Source organism: Streptomyces lusitanus (genome assembly GCF_042647945.1).
Classification (GTDB): domain Bacteria; phylum Actinomycetota; class Actinomycetes; order Streptomycetales; family Streptomycetaceae; genus Streptomyces; species Streptomyces pseudogriseolus.
This window is the reverse complement of the sequence record NZ_JBHRWL010000009.1, coordinates 149,530-173,754: the sequence shown is the minus strand read 5'-3', so window position 1 is coordinate 173,754 and position 24,225 is coordinate 149,530. Positions and strand designations below refer to the sequence as shown.

Annotated in this window: 22 protein-coding genes; 6 read left to right on the top strand and 16 right to left on the bottom strand. The window is 74.4% G+C overall.

What is annotated here, in order from left to right; translation table 11 throughout:
* Positions 1–33: 33 nt before the first annotated feature.
* The 5 genes from ACFOSY_RS16440 to ACFOSY_RS16420 all read right to left on the bottom strand — a co-directional run bounded on the left by ACFOSY_RS16440 (position 34) and on the right by ACFOSY_RS16420 (position 7,920).
* A complete protein-coding gene (locus ACFOSY_RS16440; protein ID WP_394307561.1) occupies positions 34–2,124 on the bottom strand; it encodes an SWIM zinc finger family protein in 2,091 nt (696 codons plus the stop codon).
* On the bottom strand, positions 2,121–5,009 hold the full coding sequence (locus tag ACFOSY_RS16435; RefSeq protein ID WP_394307560.1) for a DEAD/DEAH box helicase: 2,889 nt from the start codon (positions 5,007–5,009) through the stop codon (positions 2,121–2,123). Before ACFOSY_RS16435 ends, ACFOSY_RS16440 begins: the two co-directional genes overlap by 4 nt.
* Before the next feature lie 101 nt (positions 5,010–5,110).
* Positions 5,111–5,707 (bottom strand): sugar kinase, encoded by a 597-nt coding sequence (locus ACFOSY_RS16430; protein ID WP_394307559.1) that lies wholly within the window; start codon positions 5,705–5,707, stop codon positions 5,111–5,113.
* Positions 5,704–6,855, bottom strand: coding sequence for an ROK family glucokinase (locus tag ACFOSY_RS16425; RefSeq protein ID WP_394307558.1), 1,152 nt, complete (start codon positions 6,853–6,855; stop codon positions 5,704–5,706). The genes ACFOSY_RS16430 and ACFOSY_RS16425 overlap by 4 nt, the downstream gene beginning before the upstream one ends.
* 327 nt (positions 6,856–7,182) lie before the next feature.
* Positions 7,183–7,920: a GntR family transcriptional regulator gene (locus tag ACFOSY_RS16420; RefSeq protein WP_394307759.1), complete on the bottom strand. Its 738-nt coding sequence runs from the start codon at positions 7,918–7,920 to the stop codon at positions 7,183–7,185.
* Positions 7,921–8,048: 128 nt separating this feature from the next.
* Between ACFOSY_RS16420 and ACFOSY_RS16415 the strand changes: the two genes are divergently transcribed.
* On the top strand, positions 8,049–9,071 hold the full coding sequence (locus tag ACFOSY_RS16415; protein WP_394307557.1) for a Gfo/Idh/MocA family protein: 1,023 nt from the start codon (positions 8,049–8,051) through the stop codon (positions 9,069–9,071).
* 31 nt (positions 9,072–9,102) lie between these two features.
* Here the strand turns inward: ACFOSY_RS16415 and ACFOSY_RS16410 are convergent, their stop codons facing one another.
* From ACFOSY_RS16410 to ACFOSY_RS16400, 3 genes are all read right to left on the bottom strand, one after another.
* Positions 9,103–9,546, bottom strand: a complete 444-nt coding sequence (locus tag ACFOSY_RS16410) for a PaaI family thioesterase (protein WP_394307556.1) — start codon at positions 9,544–9,546, stop codon at positions 9,103–9,105.
* Between the two features lie 153 nt (positions 9,547–9,699).
* On the bottom strand, positions 9,700–10,374 hold the full coding sequence (locus tag ACFOSY_RS16405) for a response regulator (protein ID WP_394307555.1): 675 nt from the start codon (positions 10,372–10,374) through the stop codon (positions 9,700–9,702).
* A gap of 48 nt (positions 10,375–10,422) precedes the next feature.
* Positions 10,423–11,673, bottom strand: a complete 1,251-nt coding sequence (locus ACFOSY_RS16400) for a sensor histidine kinase (RefSeq protein ID WP_394307554.1) — start codon at positions 11,671–11,673, stop codon at positions 10,423–10,425.
* 179 nt (positions 11,674–11,852) lie between these two features.
* Between ACFOSY_RS16400 and ACFOSY_RS16395 the strand changes: the two genes are divergently transcribed.
* Positions 11,853–12,056 (top strand): hypothetical protein, encoded by a 204-nt coding sequence (locus ACFOSY_RS16395; protein ID WP_039989084.1) that lies wholly within the window; start codon positions 11,853–11,855, stop codon positions 12,054–12,056.
* Between the two features lie 130 nt (positions 12,057–12,186).
* On the opposite strand, the gene ACFOSY_RS16390 is transcribed toward ACFOSY_RS16395, so the two are convergent.
* On the bottom strand, positions 12,187–12,624 hold the full coding sequence (locus ACFOSY_RS16390; RefSeq protein ID WP_394307553.1) for a ribonuclease domain-containing protein: 438 nt from the start codon (positions 12,622–12,624) through the stop codon (positions 12,187–12,189).
* Positions 12,625–12,803: 179 nt separating this feature from the next.
* Between ACFOSY_RS16390 and ACFOSY_RS16385 the strand changes: the two genes are divergently transcribed.
* A complete protein-coding gene (locus ACFOSY_RS16385) occupies positions 12,804–13,565 on the top strand; it encodes an SDR family NAD(P)-dependent oxidoreductase (RefSeq protein ID WP_394307552.1) in 762 nt (253 codons plus the stop codon).
* 51 nt (positions 13,566–13,616) lie between these two features.
* Here ACFOSY_RS16385 and alc read toward each other — a convergent pair whose 3' ends face one another.
* Together alc and allB are read right to left on the bottom strand one after the other, a co-directional pair.
* A complete protein-coding gene (gene alc / locus ACFOSY_RS16380) occupies positions 13,617–14,741 on the bottom strand; it encodes an allantoicase (protein ID WP_394307551.1) in 1,125 nt (374 codons plus the stop codon).
* A gap of 31 nt (positions 14,742–14,772) precedes the next feature.
* Complete coding sequence (allB, locus tag ACFOSY_RS16375; RefSeq protein ID WP_394307550.1) at positions 14,773–16,110, bottom strand: allantoinase AllB; 1,338 nt, start codon at positions 16,108–16,110, stop codon at positions 14,773–14,775.
* Between the two features lie 236 nt (positions 16,111–16,346).
* Between allB and ACFOSY_RS16370 the strand changes: the two genes are divergently transcribed.
* Positions 16,347–17,153 carry an IclR family transcriptional regulator gene (locus tag ACFOSY_RS16370; RefSeq protein WP_394307549.1) on the top strand — a complete coding sequence of 269 codons (807 nt, stop codon included), beginning with the start codon at positions 16,347–16,349 and terminating at the stop codon, positions 17,151–17,153.
* A 177-nt stretch (positions 17,154–17,330) separates the two neighbouring features.
* Here ACFOSY_RS16370 and ACFOSY_RS16365 read toward each other — a convergent pair whose 3' ends face one another.
* Positions 17,331–17,591, bottom strand: coding sequence for a DUF5955 family protein (locus tag ACFOSY_RS16365; protein ID WP_369159703.1), 261 nt, complete (start codon positions 17,589–17,591; stop codon positions 17,331–17,333).
* Positions 17,592–17,851: 260 nt separating this feature from the next.
* On the opposite strand from ACFOSY_RS16365, the gene ACFOSY_RS16360 reads away from it, so the two are divergent.
* A complete protein-coding gene (locus tag ACFOSY_RS16360; protein WP_394307548.1) occupies positions 17,852–18,451 on the top strand; it encodes a nucleotidyltransferase family protein in 600 nt (199 codons plus the stop codon).
* A 155-nt stretch (positions 18,452–18,606) separates the two neighbouring features.
* Positions 18,607–20,232: a malate synthase A gene (gene aceB, locus ACFOSY_RS16355; RefSeq protein WP_394307547.1), complete on the top strand. Its 1,626-nt coding sequence runs from the start codon at positions 18,607–18,609 to the stop codon at positions 20,230–20,232.
* A gap of 48 nt (positions 20,233–20,280) precedes the next feature.
* Here the strand turns inward: aceB and ACFOSY_RS16350 are convergent, their stop codons facing one another.
* The 4 genes from ACFOSY_RS16350 to ACFOSY_RS16335 form a co-directional block, all read right to left on the bottom strand.
* Complete coding sequence (locus ACFOSY_RS16350; protein WP_394307546.1) at positions 20,281–21,195, bottom strand: HipA family kinase; 915 nt, start codon at positions 21,193–21,195, stop codon at positions 20,281–20,283.
* 76 nt (positions 21,196–21,271) lie between these two features.
* Entirely contained in the window at positions 21,272–21,532 is a 261-nt protein-coding gene (locus ACFOSY_RS16345) for a hypothetical protein (protein ID WP_394307545.1), read from the bottom strand.
* Positions 21,533–21,552: 20 nt separating this feature from the next.
* Positions 21,553–22,506, bottom strand: coding sequence for a TerC family protein (locus tag ACFOSY_RS16340; protein WP_394307544.1), 954 nt, complete (start codon positions 22,504–22,506; stop codon positions 21,553–21,555).
* A gap of 134 nt (positions 22,507–22,640) precedes the next feature.
* Positions 22,641–24,197 (bottom strand): IucA/IucC family protein, encoded by a 1,557-nt coding sequence (locus ACFOSY_RS16335; protein ID WP_394307758.1) that lies wholly within the window; start codon positions 24,195–24,197, stop codon positions 22,641–22,643.
* Between the last annotated feature and the right edge of the window lie 28 nt (positions 24,198–24,225).

Here is a 24,225-nt window from a genome sequence, read left to right as displayed (position 1 = left end):
ACGCCCTGTCCGGATGGGACCGGGTGCCTCGTGTCAGGCGTCGCCGACGGTGTCCAGGCCGGTGAGCGCGCCGACCGGGTCCGGGTCGGGCGTGCCGCGCGGCCACCAGTCGTCCTGGCCCGGCTCCGACTCGTACGCGTACCAGAGGTGGTCGCGGCCGAGGCGGAGCTGGACGTGGCCCCTGGGGTGGGTGAGGCGGTTGCGCCACGGACGGAAGGCTGGAAAGTCCGCCGCGAGCAGCAGCGGGCGCGCGCGGTCGAAGCGGCCGGCCGGAGGGTCCCACGGCTCCTCCAGTACGGCCAGCCCGGTCGGGCCGCCCTGCCGCCACGCGGCGACCGCGCGCGCCAGGTCGCCGGGCGTACGGCCGGCCGCCCGCGCGAGCGACGCGTACAGCGCGCGGGTGCCCGCGGTCAGCCCCGAGCCGGGGCGCGCGGCGGCCAGGCGCACCGCGTCGTGCCACACGGACAGCGTGCCCACCGGGTCGCGGCCCGTGGTGAGCAGGGCGTGCGCGCGGGCCGCCGCGTCGGTGGCCAGCTGGTCCAGCGCGAACGGGTCCGGGCCGCCCGGGGACGCCGGATAGACCGGCGGCTGTTCCGGGTGCGACGGAGGAGGCAACGGCGCGGGCAGCGGCGGGAGTTCGGCATCGCGCCGGGACACGGCGTCGGTGGCGCGTACGCCGGGCAGCGGCTCCGGCTCCCGGCCCTGGGCGGCCCGTGCGGCGCGGGCCGCGCTGAGCCGGGACAGCGCGTCGATCACCTCACGCTCACCGCGCCCGCGCAGCAGGAGCAGCACGAACGGGTCGGCGTCCAGCAGCCGGGCCGTCTGGTAGCAGAGGGCCGCCGCGTGCTTGCACGGGTGACCCGAGTCGGGGCAGCTGCACCGCGGGGCGAGGTCGCCCGGGCCGGGCAGCAGGGGGACGCCGCAGTCGGCGAGGGACTGGGGCATCTCCTTGTCCAGCAGGGCCGCGATATGACCGGGGCGGTCGGCGGCGGCGTCCAGGAACCGGTCCCAGTCGGCGTCGTCGAACGTCCGCAGGCGCACCTGCACCCGGTAGGGCCGGGGGCGGCTGCCCTGCACGTACGCCAGGACCAGTCCCGGCGTGACCGTGATGGCGTCCACGTGGCCCTGCTCGGCGTAGCCGCGTCCGCGGGCGAGGCGCGCGGGGTCCAGCGCGCCGTCCTCCAGCGCGGTGACCCACGCCCTCCCCCACCAGGTCTCGGCGAACGGCCCGTCGTCGCCGGAGGGCCGGGGCGGGAACGGCGGGAAGGTACGGCGGTGATCGCCGTCGCGGGCGGGGGCGGCCATCGTCGCCGGTGCGGCCGGCGGTTGCGCGGCCGGCGGCGGTGCGGCCGGCGGCGGTGCGGTGGTGCCGGTCGCGCCGGCGTGCGGCGGCGTGACTCGTGCGGGTTCGGGGTGGGGAGTGAGGGGTGCCTTGTGGCCGGTGGCGGGTGCGCTGCTCGGGGTGCCTGTCGGCGGGGCGTCCGCGTCGGCGGAGCCCGCGGGTGTCGGGGCGTCCGTCGCGTCGGGCATGAGGAAGGCGTCCGCCAGGGACTCCCTGATCTCGCGGGCGCGGCGGTCGGCGGCGCGGTCGCCTCGTGTGGTGCGCGGGACGCGGGGCTCGGGGTCGCGGCGGGGGCGCTTCGCCTCGTCCACCTGCTCGCGGGCGCGGGCCCGTGCCCGTTCCTCGCGGGCGGCACGCAACGCCTCCCGCGCGATGTCCCCGGGGCGGGAGGACGGGCCCCCGTCCGCCTCGGAGTCTTCCGTCGAGTCGGACGCCTCGTCCCTGTCCGCAGGGTCGGTCCCCTCCCCCACGGCGGCCTCGGGGCGCGGCGAACTGGTCGGGCTGCCTTCCGCTCCCCCGTCGCCCGCGTCCGCGTCGCCCGGTGCCGCGGACACCCCGCGCCGCTCCCGCAGCGCCCGGTGCAGCGCCTCCCGGGCCGCGTCCGACGGGCGCGGTGTCCGTTCGCCGGCCGGGGAGAGCGGGGATGCCGAGGCGGCCGGACCAGCCTGCGCCGGCTCCTCACCCGAACGGCCCGAACCGGCCGCCGCCGCCGCCTCCCGCTCCCTCGCCGCGCGCAGCGCTTCCCGCGCCGCCCGCGCCTCCGCGGACCCCCCGCCCGTCACGTCGTCCTCCGCAGCGACACCAGGTCGGACAGCTCCCGGTCGGACAGCTCCGTCAGCGCCGACTCGCCCGAGCCGAGGATCGCGTCCGCGAGGGCCCGCTTGGACTGGAGCATTTCGGCGATGCGGTCCTCCACCGTGCCCTCGGTGACGAGCCGGTGGACCTGGACGGGCTGGGTCTGGCCGATGCGGTACGCGCGGTCGGTGGCCTGTTCCTCCACCGCCGGGTTCCACCAGCGGTCGAAGTGGACGACGTGACCCGCCCGGGTCAGGTTCAGTCCCGTCCCCGCCGCCTTGAGCGAGAGCACGAGGACCGGGACCGCGCCGCTCTGGAAGCGGTCCACCATGCGCTCCCGCTCGGGCACCGGCGTGCCGCCGTGCAGCAGGTCGACCGGGACGGCGCGCTCGGCGAGGTGGCGGGTGATCAGGCGGGCCATGCCGACGTACTGGGTGAAGACGAGGGCCGAGCCGTCCTCGGCGAGCACCGTGTCCAGCAGTTCGTCGAGCAGGGCGAGTTTGCCGGAGCGGGCGGCGAGGCGGTCACCGGCCGGGGCGTGTTCCTCCTTCAGGTACAGCGCCGGGTGGTCGCAGATCTGCTTGAGCGAGGTCAGCAGCTTCAGCACCAGGCCGCGGCGCCCCATGCCCTGCGCGGTCTCGATGGCGATCATCGACTCGCGCACCACCGCCTCGTACAGCGCGGCCTGTTCGCGGGTGAGCGGCACCGGGTGGTCCGTCTCCGTCTTGGGCGGCAGCTCGGGGACGATGCCCGGGTCGGACTTCTTGCGGCGCAGCAGGAAGGGGCGGACCAGGCGGGCCAGCCGCTCGACCGCCTGCTCGTCCTCGCCGGTCTCCACCGCGCGCGCGTGCCGGGCGCGGAAGGACTTGAGGGGGCCGAGGAGTCCGGGGGTGGTCCAGTCGAGGAGGGCCCACAGCTCGGAGAGGTTGTTCTCCACGGGTGTGCCGGTGAGGGCGACCCTGGCGGGGGCCGGGATGGTGCGCAGCGCCTTGGCGGTCGCCGAGTGCGGGTTCTTGACGTGCTGCGCCTCGTCGGCGACGACCATGCCCCAGCGCTGCTCCGCCAGGGTGGGCGCGGCGGAGCGCATGGTGCCGTACGTGGTGAGGACGAAGCCGCCGTCCAGGTCGTCCAGGGTGCGGTCGGGGCCGTGGAAGCGGCGCACGGGCACGCCCGGGGCGAACCGGGTGATCTCCCGCTGCCAGTTGCCGAGGAGGGAGGCGGGGCAGACCACCAGGGTGGGTTCGCGGCGGGCCCGCTCGAGGTGCAGGGCGATGAGGGTGACGGTCTTGCCGAGGCCCATGTCGTCCGCGAGGCAGCCGCCCAGTCCGAGGGAGGTCATGAGGTCCAGCCAGGCCAGTCCGCGCAGCTGGTAGTCGCGCAGGGTGGCGTCGAGGCCGGGCGGGGGCGCGGCGGGCCGCACGCCGGCGGTGAGGCGGTCGCGGAGGGCGGCCAGCGCCCCGGCGGGCACGGCCTCCACCGTCTCGCCGTCGACCTCCGCCTCCCCGGTGAGGGCGACGGACAGCGCGTCGACCGGGTCGAGCAGTCCGAGATCCCGTTTGCGGGCCTTGCGGACGAGGGCGGGGTCGACCAGCACCCACTGGTCGCGCAGCCGGACGACGGGGCGGTGCGCCTCGGCCAGGGCGTCCATCTCGGCCTCGGTCAGCGGGTCGCCGCCCAGGGCGATCTGCCAGCCGAACCGCAGCAGGTCCTCGCTCTCGAAGAAGCCGGTGCCGTCGGTCGCCGAGCCGGGCGCGGGCCGGACGACGGCCGTGGCGGTGAGGTCCTGGGCGAGGTCGCGCGGCCAGTGCACGGCGACCCCGGCCGCCGCGAGCCGGGTGGCTGCCACGCCGAGCAGGTCGCTCAACTCGTCCTCGGACAGGGGCAGTACAGCCGGCACGTCCTGGTCGGCGAGCCGGTCCAGCGGGGGCCACACGCGGGCGGCGCGGCGCACCGCGAGGGCGGCGTCCACGCGCGCGCGGGGCCCGAAGCCGTGGTCGGCGTCGCCGGACCACAGGGCCGCCGCGTCGGCGACCAAGGTGGGGTCGGACAGGCTGTGCACCTGCACGATCGCCGCGCCCGCGCCCCGTGCGCCGCCGCCTTCGCCGCCGGCGGTGTCCCCGGTGTCGAAGAGGTCCTGCGCGGACAGGTCCAGGCGGAGCGAGACGCGTACGCCCGCGTCCATGCCGGCGGCGACCTCGGCGGCCCAGTCGCGGGCCTCGGGCAGCCGCTGGGGCCGTCGCGCGGCGAAGGGCAGTCCGGAGGCGTAGGGCGCGGCGGGCGTGCGGGGCAGGGTGTCGGCGACGGCGTCCAGGAAGGCGCGGACGAGGGATTCCGGCCGGGGCAGGCGCAGGGGGCCCGGGCCGGGCAGCGGCACCGCGTGGCCCTCGTACGGGAGGGCGGCGGCGACCGCGCGCAGGTGGGTCACGTCGTCCGGTTCGAGCGGTCCTGCCCGCCAGGCGTCGTAGCCCTCGGCGGTGAGGCCGGGGAGCAGCCGGCCGCGGGCGGTGAGCCGCAGGGCGTGCAGGGCGGCGGCGCCCCAGCAGGCGGTGGCGGGGTGGGCCGACGGCTCGTGCCGGGCGCGCACCAGGAGCGGCAGGGCCTCGTCCACGGGCAGGGACAGCGCGGGGACCGTGCGGCGGCGCACTCCCGCGCCGTGCGGGCGGACGACGGTGAGGTCGGTGCGCCTGGCGTCGGCGGCATCGCCCTCGGGGGAGGCTTCGACGCCCTCGGGGTCGTAGAAGGCGACGCGTCCGTCGCGTGGGAGGGGCGCGGGCAGGAACACGGCCGGCAGGGACAACGCGACGAGCCCGCCGGCCGTCATGGGCCGCTCGGCCGCCGCCGTCACCGTCGTCGCCGCCGTCGTCTCGTTCATACGCCGTGTCACCTCCCCGCCCGTCCGTCGGACCAGTCGTCTTCGACTCTACGGGCGGGGTCCGACAATCGGCTCCGGCGGCCAGATCCCAGGCGGCCTGGTCACGGCACGGTGCGGGCCACGACGTACACGCGCGGGTAGCCGGGTTTGTCGTGGTTGACGACGACGTCGTGCGTGGGCGCGGGATCCTTCTGCTTGTGCACCAGGCCGGACCAGGTGCCGGGGCCGTCGAAGGTCCAGCCGGTGACGTCGCGGTCGCGCGCGTTGATGGGGAGGCGGTCCTTCTTCAGGTCCTTCTCCGACATGCCCATGCTGGTGAGGAAGGCGGTCAGGCCCGCGTCGCTGGTCTCGAACTCGACGTAGAGGCGGCTGGTCTTCCAGTTGTTCGTCTCGTACGAGGCGACCCACCAGGCCGGGTGCGGCACCGGCACCTGGTAGATGCGGCGCTGGAGCTTGGACGGCCATCCTTCGGTGAGGCCGGTCGCCGAGTACTTCGCCTCCTTGTCCTTGCCGCTGGCCCGGCTCTGGTTGGCGGAGATCACCAGATAGCCGGCCGGGATGCCGATGAGCAGGACGATGATCAGCAGGGTGAGGGCGCGGCGGCGGATCATGTGCCGCCGGTCCTCACCGGAGTGCGCCCCGCCCTGCCCGTCGGGGCGGCCGGGGTCGTTCGTCAGGGGAGGAAGCTCGCCCGTCACAGCGACTCCGAGGCGGATCGGCGGGCGGCCTCCGCGAACCGCTCGTAGCGCTCGTAACGCTCGACCCGGCGGCGCTTGGCGCGGCGGAAGCGGCGGGCGACCAGGCGGGCCAGGTCGGCGGCGCCGACCATGCCGGCCTCGGGGCCGAGCTGGGCGCGCACGATGCGGGCCTCCGGGCGGTAGCCGCGCCCGGTGAGCTGCCGCTTGAAGGCGTCCCGGGCGGGGCCGATGAGCAGGTCGTCCGCCGCGGAGACGCCGCCGCCGATGACGAAGCAGGAGGGGTCGAGGGCGGCGGCCAGGTTGGCGATGCCGACGCCGAGCCACTGGCCGATGTCCTGGAGCAGCTCGATGCACATGGCGTCGCCCTCGCGGGCCAGCTCGGTGATCATCGGGCCGGTGATGTCACCGACGTTGCCCTTGACGTGCTCGATGATCCCGTAGGCGACCGGGGAGTCGGCGGCGGCCAGCTCACGCGCCTCGCGCACCAGGGCGTTGCCGGAGCTGTACTGCTCCCAGCAGCCGCGGTTGCCGCAGGGGCAGCGGTGTCCGCCGGGGACGACCTGCATGTGGCCGAACTCGCCGGCGACGCCGTACTTGCCGCGCTTGACCTTGCCGTCCTCGAGGATGGCGCCGCCGATCCCGGTGCCGAGGGTGATCATGACGAGGTTGTCCTCGCCGCGTCCGGCTCCGAAGCGCCACTCGGCCCAGGCGGCGGAGTTGGCGTCGTTGTCGACGAGGACGGGGACGGCGAGGCGGCCGGCGAGGCGGTCCCGCAGGGGTTCGTTGCGCCAGGACAGGTGGGGGGCGAAGAGCACCCGGTTGCGGTCGGCGTCGACCCAGCCGGCCGCGCCGATGCCGACGGCGTGCACGTCGTGCCGGTCGGACAGGTCCAGGACGAGCTCCACGATGGTGTCCTCGACGACCTTCGGGCTCTTGGACTTGTCGGGGGTCTCCGTGCGGAGCTTCTCCAGGATGTTGCCGTCGGCGTCCACGACGCCCGCCATCACTTTGGTGCCGCCGATGTCGATGCCCACGGTCGGCACCCGGGGCGCCGACAGGTGGGAGCGGCGCTCCCGCGTACCGACCGTTCTCAGGACGGTCGCGCGCCGGGAGCCGATGGGGGCGGTGAAGTCGCGGTAGGTGCTCATCGGGTGCGATTGTGCCGCACGGGTGCCCCGATCGCGGTACCGGGCAGGTGACGGGGTTCGCCGGAACCGGCACCGGGAGCGGGCGGAAGCGGGCCCTCCGCCGTTCGCGTCCGCACCCGTCGGCGTGCGTCCACCGTACGCCTGTGGATCGCGTCACATTGTCCGGACAATGCGACGATCCCGTGTCCGCGGCCCGGGTCACGTCAGGTCGGGTCGGGTCGGGTCAGGTCGGGCGGGCGCGGTGTCCGCGTCCGGCTCAGGCGCGGTGTCCGTGTCCGGCTCGGGCGCGGTGTCCGTGTCCGGCTCAGGCGCGGTGCCGTGTCCGGCTCAGGCGCGGACGAGCAGCTGGAACTCGAACGAATACCGCGAGGGCCGGTAGGTGTGCGTGCCGTACTCCACCGCGCGGCCGGTGTCGTCGAAGGTGACCCGCTGCATGGTGAGCAGCGGGGCGCCGGGCTGCTCGTGCAGCCGCTCGGCCTCGACGGCGGTGGCGGCGCGCGCGCCGATGGTCTGGCGGGCGCTGTGCAGGGTGATCCCGGCGGCCCGCATCAGCCGGTACAGGCCGGTGGCCTCGAGCTGGCCGCTGTCCAGGTCGAGCAGGCCGGGCGGGAGGTAGTTGCACAGGTACGCGATGGGCTCGCCGTGCGCGGAGCGCAGCCGCTCCAGGCGGTGCACCTCGCCGCCCTCGGCCACCCCGAGCGCGGCGGCGACCTCGGCGGACGCGGCGACCATGGTGTTGACCAGCACGGTCGTGGTGGGGCGCTGGCCGGCGGACTCCAGGTCGTCGTAGAGGCTGCTCAGCTCCAGCGGGCGCTTCACCTTGCTGTGCACGACCTGGGTGCCGACCCCGCGGCGGCGCACCAGCAGGCCCTTGTCGACGAGCGACTGGATGGCCTGGCGGACGGTCGGCCGGGACAGGCCGAGGCGTGCGGCCAGCTCGATCTCGTTGCCCAGCAGGGTGCCGGGGGTGAGGGTGCCGTGCTCGATGGCGGACTCCAGCTGCTGGGCGAGCTGGAAGTACAACGGCACGGGGGAGCCGCGGTCCACGCTCAGCTCCAGCTGCACGGTCGGGTCCATCTCTGGTTTCGGCACGGTGCGAGCGTATCCGCGCGGGCTGTTGACGGGAAGTCGTGTAGTTCGGTTGTCCGGACATACGCATTGACAGGGAGCGGCGCGAGCCCCACTTTGTTTCCATGCGCATCGGGGTCATCGGTACGGGCCGCATCGGCACCATTCACGCTCACACGCTCAGCAGGCACCGCGAGGTCGGTTCGCTGATTCTCACGGACGTCGACCCGGCGCGGGCCCAGGCCCTCGCCCACCGGCTCGGCGAGACGGCAGCGCCGGGGGTGGACGAGATCTACACCTGGGGGGTCGACGCCGTGGTGATCACCACGGCCACCTCCGCCCACGCGGATCTGATCGCGCGCGCGGCGCGCGCGGGTCTGCCGGTCTTCTGCGAGAAGCCCATCGCCCTGGACATCGGCGGCACGTTACAGGCGATCACGGAGGTGGAGACCGCCGGGACGGTGCTTCAGATGGGCTTCCAGCGGCGGTTCGACAAGGGGTACACGGGCGCCCGCGAGGCGGTACGGACGGGCAGGCTGGGACGGCTGCACACGGTCCGGGCGATGACCAGCGACGCCGAGCCGCCGGACGTCGGACACCTGGCGCAGTCGGGCGGGCTGTACCGGGACACCCTCATCCATGATTTCGACATTCTGCGCTGGGTGACCGGCCGGGAGGTCGTCGACGTGTACGCCACCGGGTCGGACGCGGGGCCGTTGATGTTCCGCGAGGCGGGCGACGTCGACACGGGCGCGGTGCTGCTCACCCTCGACGACGGCGCCCTCGCCACCGTCACCGGGACCCGGCTGAACGGCGCGGGCTACGACGTGCGCATGGAGCTCGCCGGGGAGCGCGACCAGATCGTGGTCGGCCTCGACGACCGTACGCCCATCGCGTCCACCGAGCCGACGGGGCCGCCCGCGGCGGACAAGCCGTGGACCGGCTTCCTGGAGCGGTTCGGACCCGCGTACGAGGCCGAACTGGTCGCGTTCGTCGAGGTGGTCCGGGGCGAGCGCGCCAACCCCTGCGACGGACGTGAGGCCCTGCGGGCGCTGCTGATCGCGGAGGCGTGCGAGAGATCGCGGCGCGAGCGCAGACCGGTGCGGCCGGCGGAACTTCTGAGCAGCGCCCAGGAGGCGCTGACGTGAGACGCGGGGGTGTCGGGTGACACCCCCTTCGTCATGCCGTACGGGCGGTCACCGGGAGGACCGTCCCCTGCGCGACCGCGCACAGGGTCTCGGTCGCCTCGTCGTCCTCCGGCACCGTCAGCAGGTCGCAGCGGGTGACGGCCTGCCGTCGGCCCGCGTGGACGACGCTCGCGCGGGCGCGGAGGGTGCGTCCGGTGGCCGGGCGGAGGTACTGGACGGAGAAGCCGCCGGTCAGCACGGACGGACCGAGCACCGCACCGGCGGCGAACGTCAGCGCGTTGTCGGCGGCGTAGGCGAGGACGCCGCCGTGCAGGAAGCCGTTCTGCTGGTGCAGGTCCTCCCGGATGTCGATCTCCAGGGTCGCCCCACCGTCGCCGAACGCGGTGATCCGGGCGCCGAGAAGCCTGCTGAACGGCTGGGCGTCCAGCAGCTTTTGCGCGGCGGCGAGGTCGAGCACGGGCGGCGTGGTGGTCATGGGGCGGGCCTCCTCAGGAACGTCAGAAACGTCGTGTCACTCGGGTCGGTCTGCGGTGGGGTCGGTCTGCGGCGGGGCCGGTCTGCGGTGGGGCCGGTCGGTCGCAGAAGGCGGTGATGGTCGACGCGCGTGTGAGGCCTCCGTACGCGGACGTCACGGGCTGTCGGTGTCCTCCAGCAGCCCCGCGTCGTGGGCGAGCAGCGCGATCTGGACGCGGTTGTTGAGGTCGAGCTTGGCCAGGATGCGCGAGACGTGCGTCTTGACGGTGGCCACGCTCATGTAGAGCTCGGCGGCGATCTCCGCGTTGGCGAGGCCCCGGCCGACCGCCACGGCGACCTCGCGTTCGCGGTCGTTGAGGGCGGCGACGCGGTCGCGGGCGCGGGTCCGGCGGGTGTCCCCCTCGTCGCCTGCCGCGTGGGCCATCAGCTGCCGGGTGACCGCGGGCGACAGCACCGGGTCGCCGGCCGCGACGCGGCGCACCGCGGCGACGATCTCGGCGGGCGGGGTGTCCTTCAGCACGAACCCGGCCGCCCCGGCGCGCAGCGCGCGCAGCACCTGGTCGTCGGCGTGGAAGGTGGTGAGCACGACGACCTGCGGGGCGTCCTCGCGGCTGCGCAGCGCCTCGGTGGCGGTGAGGCCGTCGACCGTCGGCATGCGGATGTCCATGAGGACGACGTCCGGCCGGGTGCGGTCGACGAGCGCCTCGACCTCGCCGCCGTCGGCGGCCTCACCGACGATCTCGAGGTCGTCGGCGCCGCCCAGCATGAAGGACAGGCCGGCCCGCACGAGGGGGTCGTCGTCGACGAGGAGCACTCTGATGGGAGTCATGGGCGGTACGTAATCATGCACGGACGTCGGTGTGGGCCGCGGCGGGTGTCAGTGCCATGGCAGGCAGGCCCTCACCTCGAAGCCGCCGTCCGGCGTCGGGCCGTGTTCCAGGGTGCCGCCCGCCAGGGTGGCCCGCTCGGTGAGGCCGATCAGGCCCTGGCCCGCGCCCGGGACGGGCGGTACGTCGCCCTCCGGGGCGGGATTGCGGACGGTCACGGTGAGATCCTCCCCCGGGCCGCCGGCCACGGACACCGTGACCTCCGTTCCGGGGGCGTGCTTGCGGGCGTTGGTCAGGCCCTCCTGGGCGATCCGGTAGGCGGTGCGGCCGACGGACGCGGGGACGGAGCCGGCGTCGGCGACCCGCTGCTCCAGGGTGACCTTCATGCCCGCCTGGCGGGACTCGGCGACAAGGGTGTCGAGTGCCGCGAGCGTCGGCTGCGGGCGGCCCGCCTCCTCGCTCTCGCCGGCGCGCAGCACCCCGATGATCTCCCGCAGGTCCTGGAGCGCCTCGTGCGCGCTCTCCCGGATCACGCCGGCCGCCCGCGCGATCTCCTCGCGCGGGGCGTCGGGCCGGAACTCCAGGGCGCCCGCGTGCACGCTGAGCAGCGTCAGCCGGTGCGCGAGCACGTCGTGCATCTCCCGTGCGATGGCCTCGCGGGCCAGCCGCTGCGCCTGCTCGGCCCGCAGCCGCGCCTCCGTCTCGGCGCGCCGGGCCCGGTCCCGCAGGCTGAGCATGAGCTGCCGCTTGGACCGCACGAACATGCCCCAGCCGACCGTGGCGCCCGTCAGCACGACGAAGAGGATGACGATGGCGGCGTACGGCAGGTCGGGGTCGGGGCGCCACCAGAAGTACAGCGGCGTGAGCACCAGTTGCCCGGCGGCCACCCAGGCGACGTACCGGAACGGCCGGTGCACGGCGAGCGTGAACAGGGCGATGACCGCGACCCCGCCGGAGGTCTCGGAGACGAAGCCGACCGGCAGCATGGCGACGGCCAGGCCGAGCGGCCAGCGCCGGCGCAGCCAGACCGCCGCGCAGGACAGCGCGCCGAGCACCTGGTCGAGGACGGCGACGGCGTGCGGGAGGTCGGGGGTGTCGCGCAGCGTTTCGGCGCCGACCAGTCCGACCAGGACGGCGAGCAGGAAGCAGGAGAAGTCGACGACCCAGTCGCGGGCGGTGCGCCGGGGGCGGCGGCCGGAGCGGTTCGCGTCGGGCTCGAGCTCATGGATGAGGGCGGACGGGAAGAACCATCGGGGCCCCGAGTACACCGGGGCGGCCTTCGCCGCCTTGTCATCAGTCACGGTCGACAAATCTATGCAGTGGACGGTGGGTGCGGAGCACCGCGGACGCGATCGTCGACCAAAGTCGTGTGACCGCAGACTTTCGGCGTCCCGGGCAGGGGCGGCCGTCCACCTCGGTCGGTAAGGCCTCGCCCCGCGGCCGATGTGGGTGGGGGGTCCGCGGGGCGAGAGTCGGTGACATGAGACGACTGCTGGAAGTGCTGGGATTCGTTGCCGTGCTCCAGGGCGTGGCGGGTCTGGTGACGGAGTTCACCGACTGGCACTGGGGCCTGGTGCGGCGGGCCGGGTTCCTCGACGGCTTCGAGATCTACGCGAGCGTCGCCCTGCTGGTGCTGGGCGTCGCCCTGTTCGCCGTCGCGGAGACCCGGAAGCCCGGCGGATGAACCGCCGGACGGTCACCGCCGCACCCGTCCGTCTCCCGGCGCGTCACGTCCTGCCGCGTCACGTCCCGGCACGCGGTCAGCGGGAGCGGTCGACCAGACCGGGTCAGCAGGAGCGGCCGACCAGATCGGGTCAGCAGGAGTAGTCGACCAGGTCGAACGAGGCGTAGTGGTCGGCGGTGTAGTAGTCCTCCTGGTACTCCTCACCGGTGACGATCCGGCGGGCGCCGCGGGTGGGGGAACCGGGCGTGATCACCGTGTACTCGTGGTAGTAACCGGTCGACCGGTCAGGGAGGATGCCCTCCCGGTTCTGGAAGACCGTGCCGTCCTGCTCGAACGGGAACGGGCCGCCCTGTTCGATCAGGTCGAGGGTGTCGTGCGCCTCGGACGGCAGGTCGCCGTAGCAGATCTCGCCGACCGCCAGGACGGACGGCGCGGCGGACGCGGCGACGGGGAGGGCGGGGGCGGCGTGTGCCGCCGGGGCGGAGAGCACTCCGCCGCCGCCCAGCAGAAGGACGGACAGAAGGGCTGCTGCGGCCCCGGACCGGGCCGCACGTGGGGGGAATCGCATACCCCCATGATGACGCGCGTAGACGCTGGCATGTCAATGTCAAGTACATGGATTTTTCGGTACGGTCCGATGAGTTTCCCGTGACGTAACACGCGGACCGGGCACGCCGGGTGACGGCCCGGCAGGTCGACGTCCGATCGCCGCCAGCGCCGCGGCGCCCCGGCCGCTGGGATGGACCCATGACCACTCACACCATTCGCACCACGGAGAAGACCCTGCTCGGCCGGACGGCGCTGGTGACCGGCGGCAGCCGCGGCATCGGCGCCGCGACGGCGCTGCGGCTCGCCCGGGAGGGCGCGGACGTCGCGGTGACGTACGTGAACGGCAAGGAGGCGGCGGAGGACGTCGTACGGGCCGTCGAGGCGCTGGGGCGCCGTGCGGTGGCCCTGCGCGCGGACGCCGGCGACCCGGAGGAGGCGGCCTCGGCGGTGACCGCGGCCGTCCGGGAGCTGGGGCGGCTGGACGTGCTGGTGAACAACGCGGGCGTCGGCGTGCTCGGCCCGCTGGAGTCCCTCTCCCCCGCCGACGTCGACCGGGTGCTCGCGGTGAACGTGCGCGGCGTCTTCCTCACCTCGCGGGCGGCGGCCGCGGTGCTGCCGCGCGGGGGCCGCATCATCACCGTCGGCTCGTGCATGACCCAGCGGGTGCCCGGCCCCGGCGGCACCCTCTACGCCATGAGCAAGGCGGCGCTGGTGGGGCTGACCAAGGCGCTGGCGCGGGAGCTGGGCGAGCGCGGCATCACCGCGAACATCGTCCACCCGGGCCCGACCGACACGGAGATGAACCCGGCGGAGGGCCCCTTCGCGGCCGGCCAGGCGGCGGCCACGGCGCTGGGCCGGTTCGGCACGGCCGAGGAGGTGGCGGACACGATCGCCCACCTCGCGGGCGCGGCGTACGTGACGGGCGCGGAGGTGGCGGTGGACGGGGGCCACGCGGCCTGACCGGACCGCAGGGGCGCCCGCTCCATCGGCGAGCGGGCACCCGTACGGGCGTCAGCCCCCCAGCTCCTGCCTCCGCGCCTCCAGCGCCGCCCTCCCCCGGTCCGTCAGGGTGCCGAAGAGGCGGAGGCGGGAGATGCCGCCGTCGGGGTGGATGTCCACGCGGGCGTGGGTGCCCACCGCCGGGGCCGGGAGGACGAAGCGGTGGTTGGTGTCGGGCTGGAGGCGGGTGCGGGGAAGGATCTCCCGCCAGTCGCCGTCGCCGCCGTCCTCGCCGTCCCGTACCGAGACCGACGCCCAGCCCGCCGCGTTGCCCTTCAGGTAGGCGGTGTCGATCTCCAGGGCGCGGATCCGGGCCTGGGCGACCAGGCGGTACGTGATCCAGTCGTGGCCGTGGTCGCGGCGGCGGCGGGTCTCCCAGCCGTCGTCCATCTTCTGCGAGCGGCCGGGCCGGATGGTGTTGGCGGCGGGCGAGTAGAAGAGGTCCGAGGCGTCCAGCACCCGGCCGCCGTTCTCCAGGGCGACGACGTCGAAGGTGCCGAGCGCGGTGAGCCACGCCAGGTCGGGGACGACCTCGCCGTAGACCCGCAGGCGGGCGATGCCGCCGTCGGGGTGCTGGTTGAGCCGCAGGTGGGTGACGCGCTGTTCGGCGGTGACGGCGAAGCCGTTGGCCGCGTGGCCGCCGACGGGGGTGCGGGGCACCAGCGTCGTCCACTTCACGTCGTCGCCGAGCAGGTCCTCGGGGCTCGGGGAGCCGTCCACGGCGGTGCCCTCGACCGACACGGCCTGCGGGTAGTTGCCGCGGAAGTGCGCGGTGTCGACGACGATGCCGCGGACGACGCCGGGCGTGCCGAGGCGGATCAGCGCCCAGTCGTGGTCGCCGTCGGCCGGCCAGGGATGCCCGGCGGAGGCGCCGCGCCGCCGCCGGGTCTCCCAGCCATCCATGATCTTGCCCTTGTGGCCGAAGCGTTCGGGGTCGAAGACGGGGCGGCCGGGCAGCAGAAGGTTTTCGCGCTGGGCGAAGAACTCGTCGTTGGCGGCGATGACACCGGCACCGAGCCGGCGGTCGGCGAGGTCGGCGAGGTGGGTGAAGGGGAAGTCGGCGGTGCGGTAGTCCGCGTACGGGTCGCCGCCGCCGTAGGGGTGGGCGTCGCCGGTGAAGGTCTCGATCGCCGTCACGGTGATGTGGTCCTGCCTTTCGGGTGTCGGATCAGGGTCGGGTGAGCAGGCGGCCCCTCGGTGCGGTGAACTCCCCGTCGTGCAGGATGCGTTCGCCGCGCAGCCAGGTGGATCTGACGACGCCGTGCAGGGTGCGTCCGGCGTACGCGGTCACGAGGTTGCGGTGCTGGAGGGCGGCCGGGTCGACGGTGAAGGTCTCGTCGGGGGCCAGGACGGCGAAGTCGGCGTCGTGGCCGGGCGCGATGGCGCCCTTGCGTGCCTGGAGGCCGGCCAGCCGGGCCGTGCGTGTCGACGTCCAGCGGACCACGTCCTCCAGGGAGTGGCCGCGCCTTCGGGCCTCGGTCCAGACGGCCGGGAGGCCGAGCTGGAGGCCGGAGATGCCGCCCCAGGCGGTCGCGAAGTCGTCCGTCTTGAGGTCTGCGGTGGACGGGGAGTGGTCGGTGACGACGCAGTCGAGGGTGCCGTCCGCCAGGGCCTGCCACAGCAGGTCCTGGTTGGCTGCCTCGCGGATGGGCGGGCAGCACTTGAACGCGCTGGCCCCGTCCGGGACTTCCTCCGCGGTGAGGGTGAGGTAGTGGGGGCAGGTCTCGGCGGTGACGCGGACGCCGTCCGCCTTGGCCTCGGCGAGCAGGGGCAGCGCGTCGGCGGAGGAGAGGTGGAGGACGTGCACGCGCGCGTCGAAACGCCGGGCCTGCTCCAGGAGTCGCGCGATGGCGGTGTCCTCGGCGCGGCGGGGGCGGGAGGCGAGGAAGTCGGCGTAGCGGGGGCCGCCGCGCTGCGGGGCGTCGGCGAGTTGGCCCGGGTCCTCGGCGTGCACGATCAGCAGGCCGTCGAAGGAGGCGATCTTACGCAGGGCGCGGGCGAGTCCCTCCTCGTCGAGGTGGGGGAACTCGTCGACGCCGGACGGCGACAGGAACGCCTTGAAGCCGAAGACCCCGGCCTCGTGCAGCGGGCGCAGGTCGGCCCCGTTGTCGGGCAGGGCGCCGCCCCAGAAGCCGACGTCGACGTGCGCCTTGTCGGCGGCGGTCTTCCGCTTGACGCGCAGGTGGTCGGCCGTCGTGGTCGGCGGGAGGGAGTTGAGCGGCATGTCGATCAGCGTGGTGACCCCGCCGGCGGCGGCCGCGCGGGTGGCGGTCCAGAAGCCCTCCCACTCGGTGCGGCCGGGGTCGTTGACGTGCACATGGGTGTCGACCAGGCCGGGCAGCAGGACGTCGTCGCCGAGGTCTTCCAGGCGGGCGCCGGCGGGGACGGGCGCGTCGAGCGGCAGCACGGCCGTCACCATGCCGCCGGCCACGGCGACGGACGCGGGGCGCGTCCCCTCGGGGGTGATGACGCGGGTCGAGCGCAGCACCAGTTCGACGTCGGGCACCCGGAGCCTCCTGCCGGTCCGCGGAAATTTCAACGTTCTGTTGAAGGAGTCTTCCCTCGGGTCTTCATGGCGTCAAGGGTGCCCCCGCCGTCGCGGCGGCGCGATCGCCAACTCTGGACGTTTCCACAAAGCGGAAATAGACTTCCGGAACACAGAACGTAGATCCGTACAAGCGGGCCCCCGACCGGCCGCCGGGTAGGCTTCTGACCTCCTGCCAGTCCCGAAAGGAACGCGCCGTGCCGACGTCCAGCGCCAGCACCACCGACTCCGCCCGGCCCGCCGCCAGTGGCGGCGTGCAGTCCCTCGAGCGCGCCTTCGACCTGCTGGAGCGGATGGCGGACGCGGGCGGCGAGGTCGGCCTGAGCGAGCTGTCCGCCAGCAGCGGCCTCCCGCTGCCGACGATCCACCGCCTGATGCGCACGCTGGTCGCCTGCGGTTATGTACGGCAGCAGCCCAACCGGCGGTACGCGCTCGGTCCGCGTCTGATCCGGCTCGGCGAGTCGGCGTCCCGGCTGCTGGGCACCTGGGCGCGGCCGTACCTGGCGCGCCTGGTGGAGGAGACCGGCGAGACGGCGAACATGGCCCTGCTGGACGGCGACGAGATCGTGTACGTGGCGCAGGTGCCGTCGAAGCACTCGATGCGGATGTTCACCGAGGTGGGGCGGCGTGTGCTGCCGCACTCCACCGGGGTGGGCAAGGCGCTGCTGGCCGGGTTCCCGCCGGAGGAGGTGCGGGCGCTGCTGGGCCGCACCGGCATGCCCGCGGCCACGGAGAAGACCATCACCACGCCCGAGGGCTTCCTCGCCGCGCTGGAGGAGGTGCGCCGGCAGGGGTACGCGATCGACGACAACGAGCAGGAGATCGGCGTGCGCTGCCTGGCGGTTCCGGTGCCGGACGCCCCGACGGCGGCGGCCGTCTCCATCTCGGGCCCGGCGGGCCGCGTGACGGAGTCCGCGACGGAGCGCATCGTCCCGGTGTTGCAGGAGATCGCGCGCGAACTGTCGGAGGCGCTGGCGAACCCGGGCGGCGGCCCGGCGGCCTGAGGACGCCCCGCGCCGCCACACCCTGCGTCGGCCCCGCGCCCTGCGTCGGCCCCGCGCCCTTCCCGGCCCGCGCGCCGCCCCGGCCCGCGCACCCGGTCCCGGTCCGCGCCCGCCCGCCCCGGCGCGGGGCGCGCCGGAAGAATCACCCGCGAGGCTGACCCCTCGCACACCCGTGCGTCACGCGCGTGGTGACACCCCGAAGAGGTCGACCGCCTCGCGGAGTTGACGCAGACCGTCCCCCAGGGCGCTCACCGAGCCGATGGCGCCGGCGACGAGCAGCAGGGAGCGGCGCAGCATCGGGATGTCGGGACGGTCGGCGGCGGCCAGTCCGGCCAGCGTCGCGAGGGCCTCCTCCGCGATGCTCCGGTCCCGGAACTCGGCACGGTGGGCGGCCAGTTGGCGGCGTAACCGGGCCACGGCGGAGCGCAGCTCCGTCACCCGCGGATCCACCTGACTGCCGGGCTCACACCTCTGGTCCACGCCTCGCAACACGGTCCTCCCCCTGGCAGGTCGTCGTGCGCCTCCCCTGACCGGCCCCACGCGCCCCCGCGGACCGGTGCGCGCCAGTAAACGCCACCCCGGGGCCTTTGCGCCACCCCGCTGCGTCATCAACATGTTCCGCAGCGTGACACAGCAGCCCGCGGCAACCGTCCGCCGGGCGCCCGTGCGGGCGGCTGCGGGTGGGGTATGCAGGACGCATGACGGACGACGAGAACCGGGTGGCCGGACTGCTGCTCGCGGCGGGCGGCGGGCGCCGGCTCGGCGGGCGCCCCAAGGCCCTGCTCCCGCACCGGGGAGGGCTCCTCGTGGAGCACGCGGCGGAGGTGCTCCGCGCGGGCGGCTGCGCGGGCGTGCATGTGGTGCTCGGGGCGCGTGCCGAGGAGGTGCGCGCCCGCGCCGCGCTGCCGGGCTGTGTGCTCGTGGACAACCCGGAATGGGAGCAGGGCATGGGCACGTCCCTGCGGGCCGGGCTGGACGCGCTGGCGGGCACGGGCGCGAGGGCCGCGCTGGTGCTGCTGGTGGACCAGCCGGGGATCGGCCCGGAGGCGGTGGCCCGGGTGCGGCGCGCGTACCGGTCGCCGCGCTCGCTGGTCTCGGCGGCGTACGACGGCGTACGCGGCCATCCGGTGCTGTTCGGCGCCGCGCACTGGGCGGGGATCGCCGCGACCGCGACCGGCGACCGAGGGGCGCGTGCCTATCTCAAGGAGCATGCGGACGCCGTCGAACTGGTCGAGTGCGGCGACGTGGCGGAGGCGTACGACATCGACACGGAGGCCGATCTGGCGCACCTTGAATGAGGACTCTCGACATCAACAAAACATTGAACTTCCACCATGAGGAAACTACTATCCACTGCTCAGAAGCCCTGTGCCCGGAGCAGGGGCCTCTTCCGCCGTACCCGGGTCACCCGGCACCCGGTGCCCCCCCCGCACGCCGAAGGAAGTGACAGCTGATGTCCGCACCAGCGCCGTCCCCGCTGGCCATCGTCGACGCCGAGCCCCTGCCGCGGCAGGAGGAGGTCCTCTCCGAGACGGCCCTCGCCTTCGTGGCCGCGCTGCACCGGCGGTTCACACCCCGGCGTGACGAGCTGCTCGCCCGCCGCGCGGAGCGCCGCGCCGAGATCGCCCGCACCTCCACCCTCGACTTCCTCCCCGGGACGGCCGCCATCCGCGCCGACGACTCCTGGAAGGTCGCCCCGGCGCCGCCGGCCCTGGAGGACCGCCGCGTCGAGATCACCGGCCCGACCGACCGCAAGATGACGATCAACGCGCTGAACTCCGGCGCGAAGGTGTGGCTCGCGGACTTCGAGGACGCGTCCGCGCCCACCTGGGAGAACGTGGTCACCGGCCAGCTCAACCTGATCGACGCGTACACCCGCAGCATCGACTTCACCGACGAGCGCACCGGCAAGACGTACGCCCTGCGCCCGGAGGAGGAGCTGGCGACGGTCGTGATGCGCCCGCGCGGCTGGCATCTGGACGAGCGCCACCTGGCCGACGCCGACGGCACCCCGGTGCCGGGCGCGCTCGTCGACTTCGGCCTGTACTTCTTCCACAACGTCAAGCGGCTGCTCGGCCTCGGCAAGGGCCCGTACTTCTACCTGCCGAAGACGGAGTCGCACCTCGAGGCGCGGCTGTGGAACGACGTGTTCGTCTTCGCGCAGGACTACCTGGGCGTCCCGCGGGGCACGGTCCGCGCGACCGTGCTGATCGAGACGATCACGGCCGCGTACGAGATGGAGGAGATCCTCTACGAGCTGCGCGACCACGCCTCCGGGCTGAACGCCGGCCGCTGGGACTACCTGTTCTCCATCGTGAAGAACTTCCGTGACGGCGGGCCGAGGTTCGTGCTGCCGGACCGCAACGCGGTGACGATGACCGCCCCGTTCATGCGCGCCTACACCGAACTCCTCGTCCGCACCTGCCACAAGCGCGGCGCGCACGCCATCGGCGGCATGGCGGCGTTCATCCCGTCCCGGCGGGACGAGGAGGTCAACAAGGTCGCCTTCGAGAAGGTGAAGGCGGACAAGGACCGCGAGGCGAACGACGGTTTCGACGGCTCCTGGGTCGCCCACCCGGACCTGGTGCCGATCGCGATGGAGTCCTTCGACCGGGTGCTCGGGGACCGGCCCCACCAGAAGGACCGGCTGCGCGAGGACGTCGACGTCAAGGCCGAGGACCTGATCGCGGTCGACTCGCTCGACGCGAAGCCGACGTACGCGGGGCTGGTCAACGCCGTGCAGGTCGGCATCCGGTACATCGAGGCGTGGCTGCGCGGCCTCGGCGCGGTGGCGATCTTCAACCTGATGGAGGACGCGGCCACCGCGGAGATCTCCCGCTCGCAGATCTGGCAGTGGATCAACGCGGGGGTGGAGTTCGAGAACGGCGAGAAGGCGACTCCCGAGCTGGCCCGGAAGGTCGCCGCCGAGGAGCTGGCGAACATCCGCGCGGAGATCGGCGAGGAGGCGTTCGCGGCGGGCAACTGGCAGCAGGCGCACGATCTGCTGCTGAAGGTCGCCCTCGACGAGGACTACGCCGACTTCCTCACCCTGCCGGCGTACGAGCAGCTGAAGGGCTGACGCGGCCGGGGGACGGCCGGCGCGGTTCGCGTCAGCGCGGGTGCGCCGTCACCGCAGGTGGACCGTGCCGTCCTGTTCCACCGCCGGCCGGCCGTGCAGGTCGGGCACCTGCTTGAGCCAGGCCGGGCGGCCCCGCTGCGTGCGTGCCGCGCGGAGGGCGTTCTCCGCGGCGACCTGGTCGGCCGTGGGGAAGTCGAGCGGCAGCCACGCGGCGGACGCCCGCGCCCGCGCGTGCAGGTGGTCCACGTACGCCGCGCGGACCGCCTCGGGCGAGCCGAACCCTGGTTCGCCGTCCAGCCAGGCGTCGGGCACCTCGTCCACGATCGACCGCAGCAGCTCCTCCGTCACCCGGGGCGCGAACTCCGCGTCGGCGGCGCGCACGTCGGGCCCGTACCGGCCGAGGGCGTGGTGCCGGAAGTCGTACGCCTTCTCCGGGTCGCCGGCGTCCCAGCGGTGGTGGAAGACGAGCGCCGCGCCGTGGTCGATCAGCCACAGCCGGGGCGGGACGACGCCGAGGGTCGGCCACAGGAGCAGGTTGGAGCTGTGCACGGTGCGGTCGACGTTCGCGGTCAGCGCGTCGAGCCACACGATCCGCCCGGCCTCCAGCGGGTCGACGGCGACCTGCTCGGCCACCTCGGGGGTGAAGTCGCGCGCGCCCGGCAGGTGGTCCATGCCGAGGTTGACCCCGGCGCTGGAGGCGTGCAGTTCGCGGACCTCCTGGTGCGGCTCGGCGTCCGCGATCGCCGGGTCGAAGTGCACGAGGACCAGCTCGGGGAAGCGCAGCCCGAGCGCCCGCGCCAGCTCCCCGACGATCACCTCGGCGACCAGCGCCTTGCGGCCCTGCGCGGAGCCGGTGAACTTCACGACGTACGTGCCCAGGTCGTCCGCCTCGACGACGCCCGGCACGGAGCCCCCGGAGTGCAGGGGCTCGACGTAGCGGGTGGCGGTGACCTGCTTCAGCATGCTCCGGGCCACCCCATCCTCGTCCGACGTCGGACAGGCATCCTAACCGCGTGGGGTGAGGCGGCGCCGGGGCAGGTCAGGCGGACGGTCCGGCCTCCTTCTCGCGTTCCTCCGCCCGCGTCACCGGCTCCTCCGTCCGGGGGCGCAGGGTGTCCGCCGGGACCATCTCGGGGACGTAGTCCTGGCAGTCGGGGTTGTGACAGGGGCCCGCCCGCCAGTGGGGGACGTTGACGCCCAGGGTCTTGTGCCGGGTGACGACGGTCTCGACCGGCTGTCCGCACGAGCCGCACAGCAGCTCGGTGGGCCGTGTCCCGGTGTGCTTGCGGTCGCTGCTCATGGTTCCACTTTACGCCCGCTTTACGCGTTTTTGTCCTGTTCGGCGGGCGGCCGGAGCACGCTCACCGTGATTGCCACGGCCAGGACGACAACGATGACGGCCAGGCTGACCAGGGACGGGATCTCGGGGACTGCGGTGCTGACGGTCTCGTGGGTCGCCTGGAGGACGAGTTTGACGCCGATGAAGCCGAGGATCAGCGCCAGGCCGTAGCTCAGGTAGTGGAAGCGGTCGAGCAGGCCGGCGAGCATGAAGTACAGGGCGCGCAGGCCGAGGATGGCGAAGGCGTTGCTGGTGTAGACGATGAACACGTCGCTGCTGACGGCGAGGACCGCGGGCACGCTGTCGACGGCGAAGACCAGGTCGGCGGCCTCGATGGCGGCGACGACCGCGAGCAGCGGGGTCGCCACCCGGCGGCCCGCCTCCTTGACGAAGAAGTGCGGTCCCGCGTACTCGTCCCGCACGGGGACCACCTTGCGCAGCAGCCGGACCGCGACGCTCCTGCCCGGGTCGAAGCTCTCGTCCTCCCCCTTGAGGATCTTGTACGTGCTCCAGAAGAGGATCGCGGCGAAGAGGTACAGCACGGCGGTGAAGCTGCTGACCACGGCCACGCCGGCCGCGAGGAACAGGCCGCGGAAGACCAGGGCGCCCAGGACGCCGAGGAACAGCACGCGGTGCTGGTAGGCGCGTGGCACCTGGAAGTAGCTGAAGATCAGGGCGAAGACGAAGAGGTTGTCGACGGACAGGCTCTTCTCCAGCAGCCACGCGGTGGTGTACTCCACGCCCGCGTCGGTGCCGACGACGAGAAAGACCACGCCGCCGAAGAGGACGGCCAGGGAGATCCACGCGGCGCTCCAGGCGGTCGCCTCGCGGAAGCCGATGGTGTGGGCGGTGCGGTGCGCGAACAGGTCCACGGCGAGGGACGCCACGACGATGACGACGAAGACGATCCACAGCCAGAACGGCACGTCATGCACGGGCCCGCCTCCTCTGGGCGCGGTCGGACGGCGGTCCCCCCGGGGTTCTCCGTACAGCCCTCTTCCCGAGTCTGGGGCATCCGGGCGGCGGTCGCCTCTCGTCGCGGCCCGCGCGGGAGAGGCTCACCGGCCGGTCAGCGGGTCGGGCCGTGCCCGGACAGCGGGTTGGGCAGCGGCTGGTAGCGGGCGTCGGCGCCGTCCGCGGCGGTCCAGCGCAGGAGGAGGTTGGTCTTGGCGGGCAGGGTGGGGGCGGTCAGCAGGGCGGGGATCTCCGGGAGGTCGTGGCGGGCCAGTTCGGCGCGGACCGCCGGCCAGGGGTCGAGGCCGGGGTGGTGGTCGGCGAGGGCGGCGGCGATCTCCATGAGGTGGTTGACGACCAGGCAGTACACCAGCCGCTCCCACCCGGCCGCCCGTGTCACCGTGGGCGGCCCGTCGGGGCGGTGCGGGGAGGCGAGCAGCTTCACGCCTTCCGCGTCCCGGAAGAGGGCCTGCACGGGCATGCCGTCGGCGTCGAAGGCGATCAGCGTGTTCTGGAGGTGCGCCTCCAGGACGACGCCGTGCCGGTGGAAGGCGGCGAGGGCCGGGGGCACCACCCGGGACAGGTACGCCTCCCACCACGCGTCCGGCCGGCCGGTGGCGGCGAGCGGGTCGCCGTCGAAGCCCTCCACCAGGGCGGCGGCCAGACAGGGCGTGGCACCGGGGGCCAGACGGCCGTCGAAGCCGTCGCGGACCACGACCGCCAGCTGCTCCACGGCGAAGTCCGCGGTGCGGTGCCCCCGGTCGCTCAGCCAGGCCCCGCCCGCCGGGCCGTCCGCGAAGGCGTCCCGTACGGCCGTGTCGGTGGCGCGCAGGCGGGCCAGGTCGTGCCGCCACAGCCGGCGGATGTCGTTGGTGATGCGCACGTCGAGGCTGAACTTCAGGAACAGGTCGTCGCCGGGCGCGTACACGGTGCGGACGGCCGCCGTGGGCCACACCGCCCCGCGCGTCTCACCGAGCCGGACGAGACGCCCGTCGGCGAACGCGGGGGCGAGGTCGTCGGCGGCGAGGTCGAGCTGCCAGGGGTGGGCGGGCAGCAGCCGGTAGCCGGGCGGGGCGGCGCCGAGACGGTCCAGCGCGGCGGTGTCGCCGTCGTCCAGCAGGCAGTCCTCGCGCACGCCGAGCAGGGTCAGCGGGAAGCGGGCGTACGCCTCGGGCGCGTACGGCAGCCAGGCCGCCGCGGGGCCGCCGCCGCGGGCCTTGGGGGCGGGGTGGTGGGTGTGGCCGGTGAGCAGGGACTGCTCGGAGCGCCGGTAGAGATCGCCGGGCGGGGCGGCCTGGTCGCGGGCGGCGAGCAGCGCGGCGACGGCGTCGCGGCTGTCGAGCATCTCGGCGGGCAGCTCGTGGTTGGAGCGGCCGGTGTGCCGGCGGAGCTCCTCGGCGACGAGTTTGACCAGTTCGGTGTGGGTGAGGAGGCGCCAGGAGCCGGCGGTGTGCACCTCGGGGGCGGTGGGGCGGCGGGCGCCGCGCACGCGCAGCAGCCGCTGCGTGTGGGGCAGCCGGTAGGTCCGCGGGCCGTCGGGGCGGGCGGGCCCGGGCAGGGGTTCGGCCACTTCGCGCAGCAGGCAGTTCAGCAGCGGCACGGCGGCGCGGGCGTCGGCACGCCCGGCCAGGCCGGCGCGGCGCGCCGCGTCGTCGTCCGCGGGCGGGGGCATCAGGTCCACGCGTTTCGGTTCCCTACGG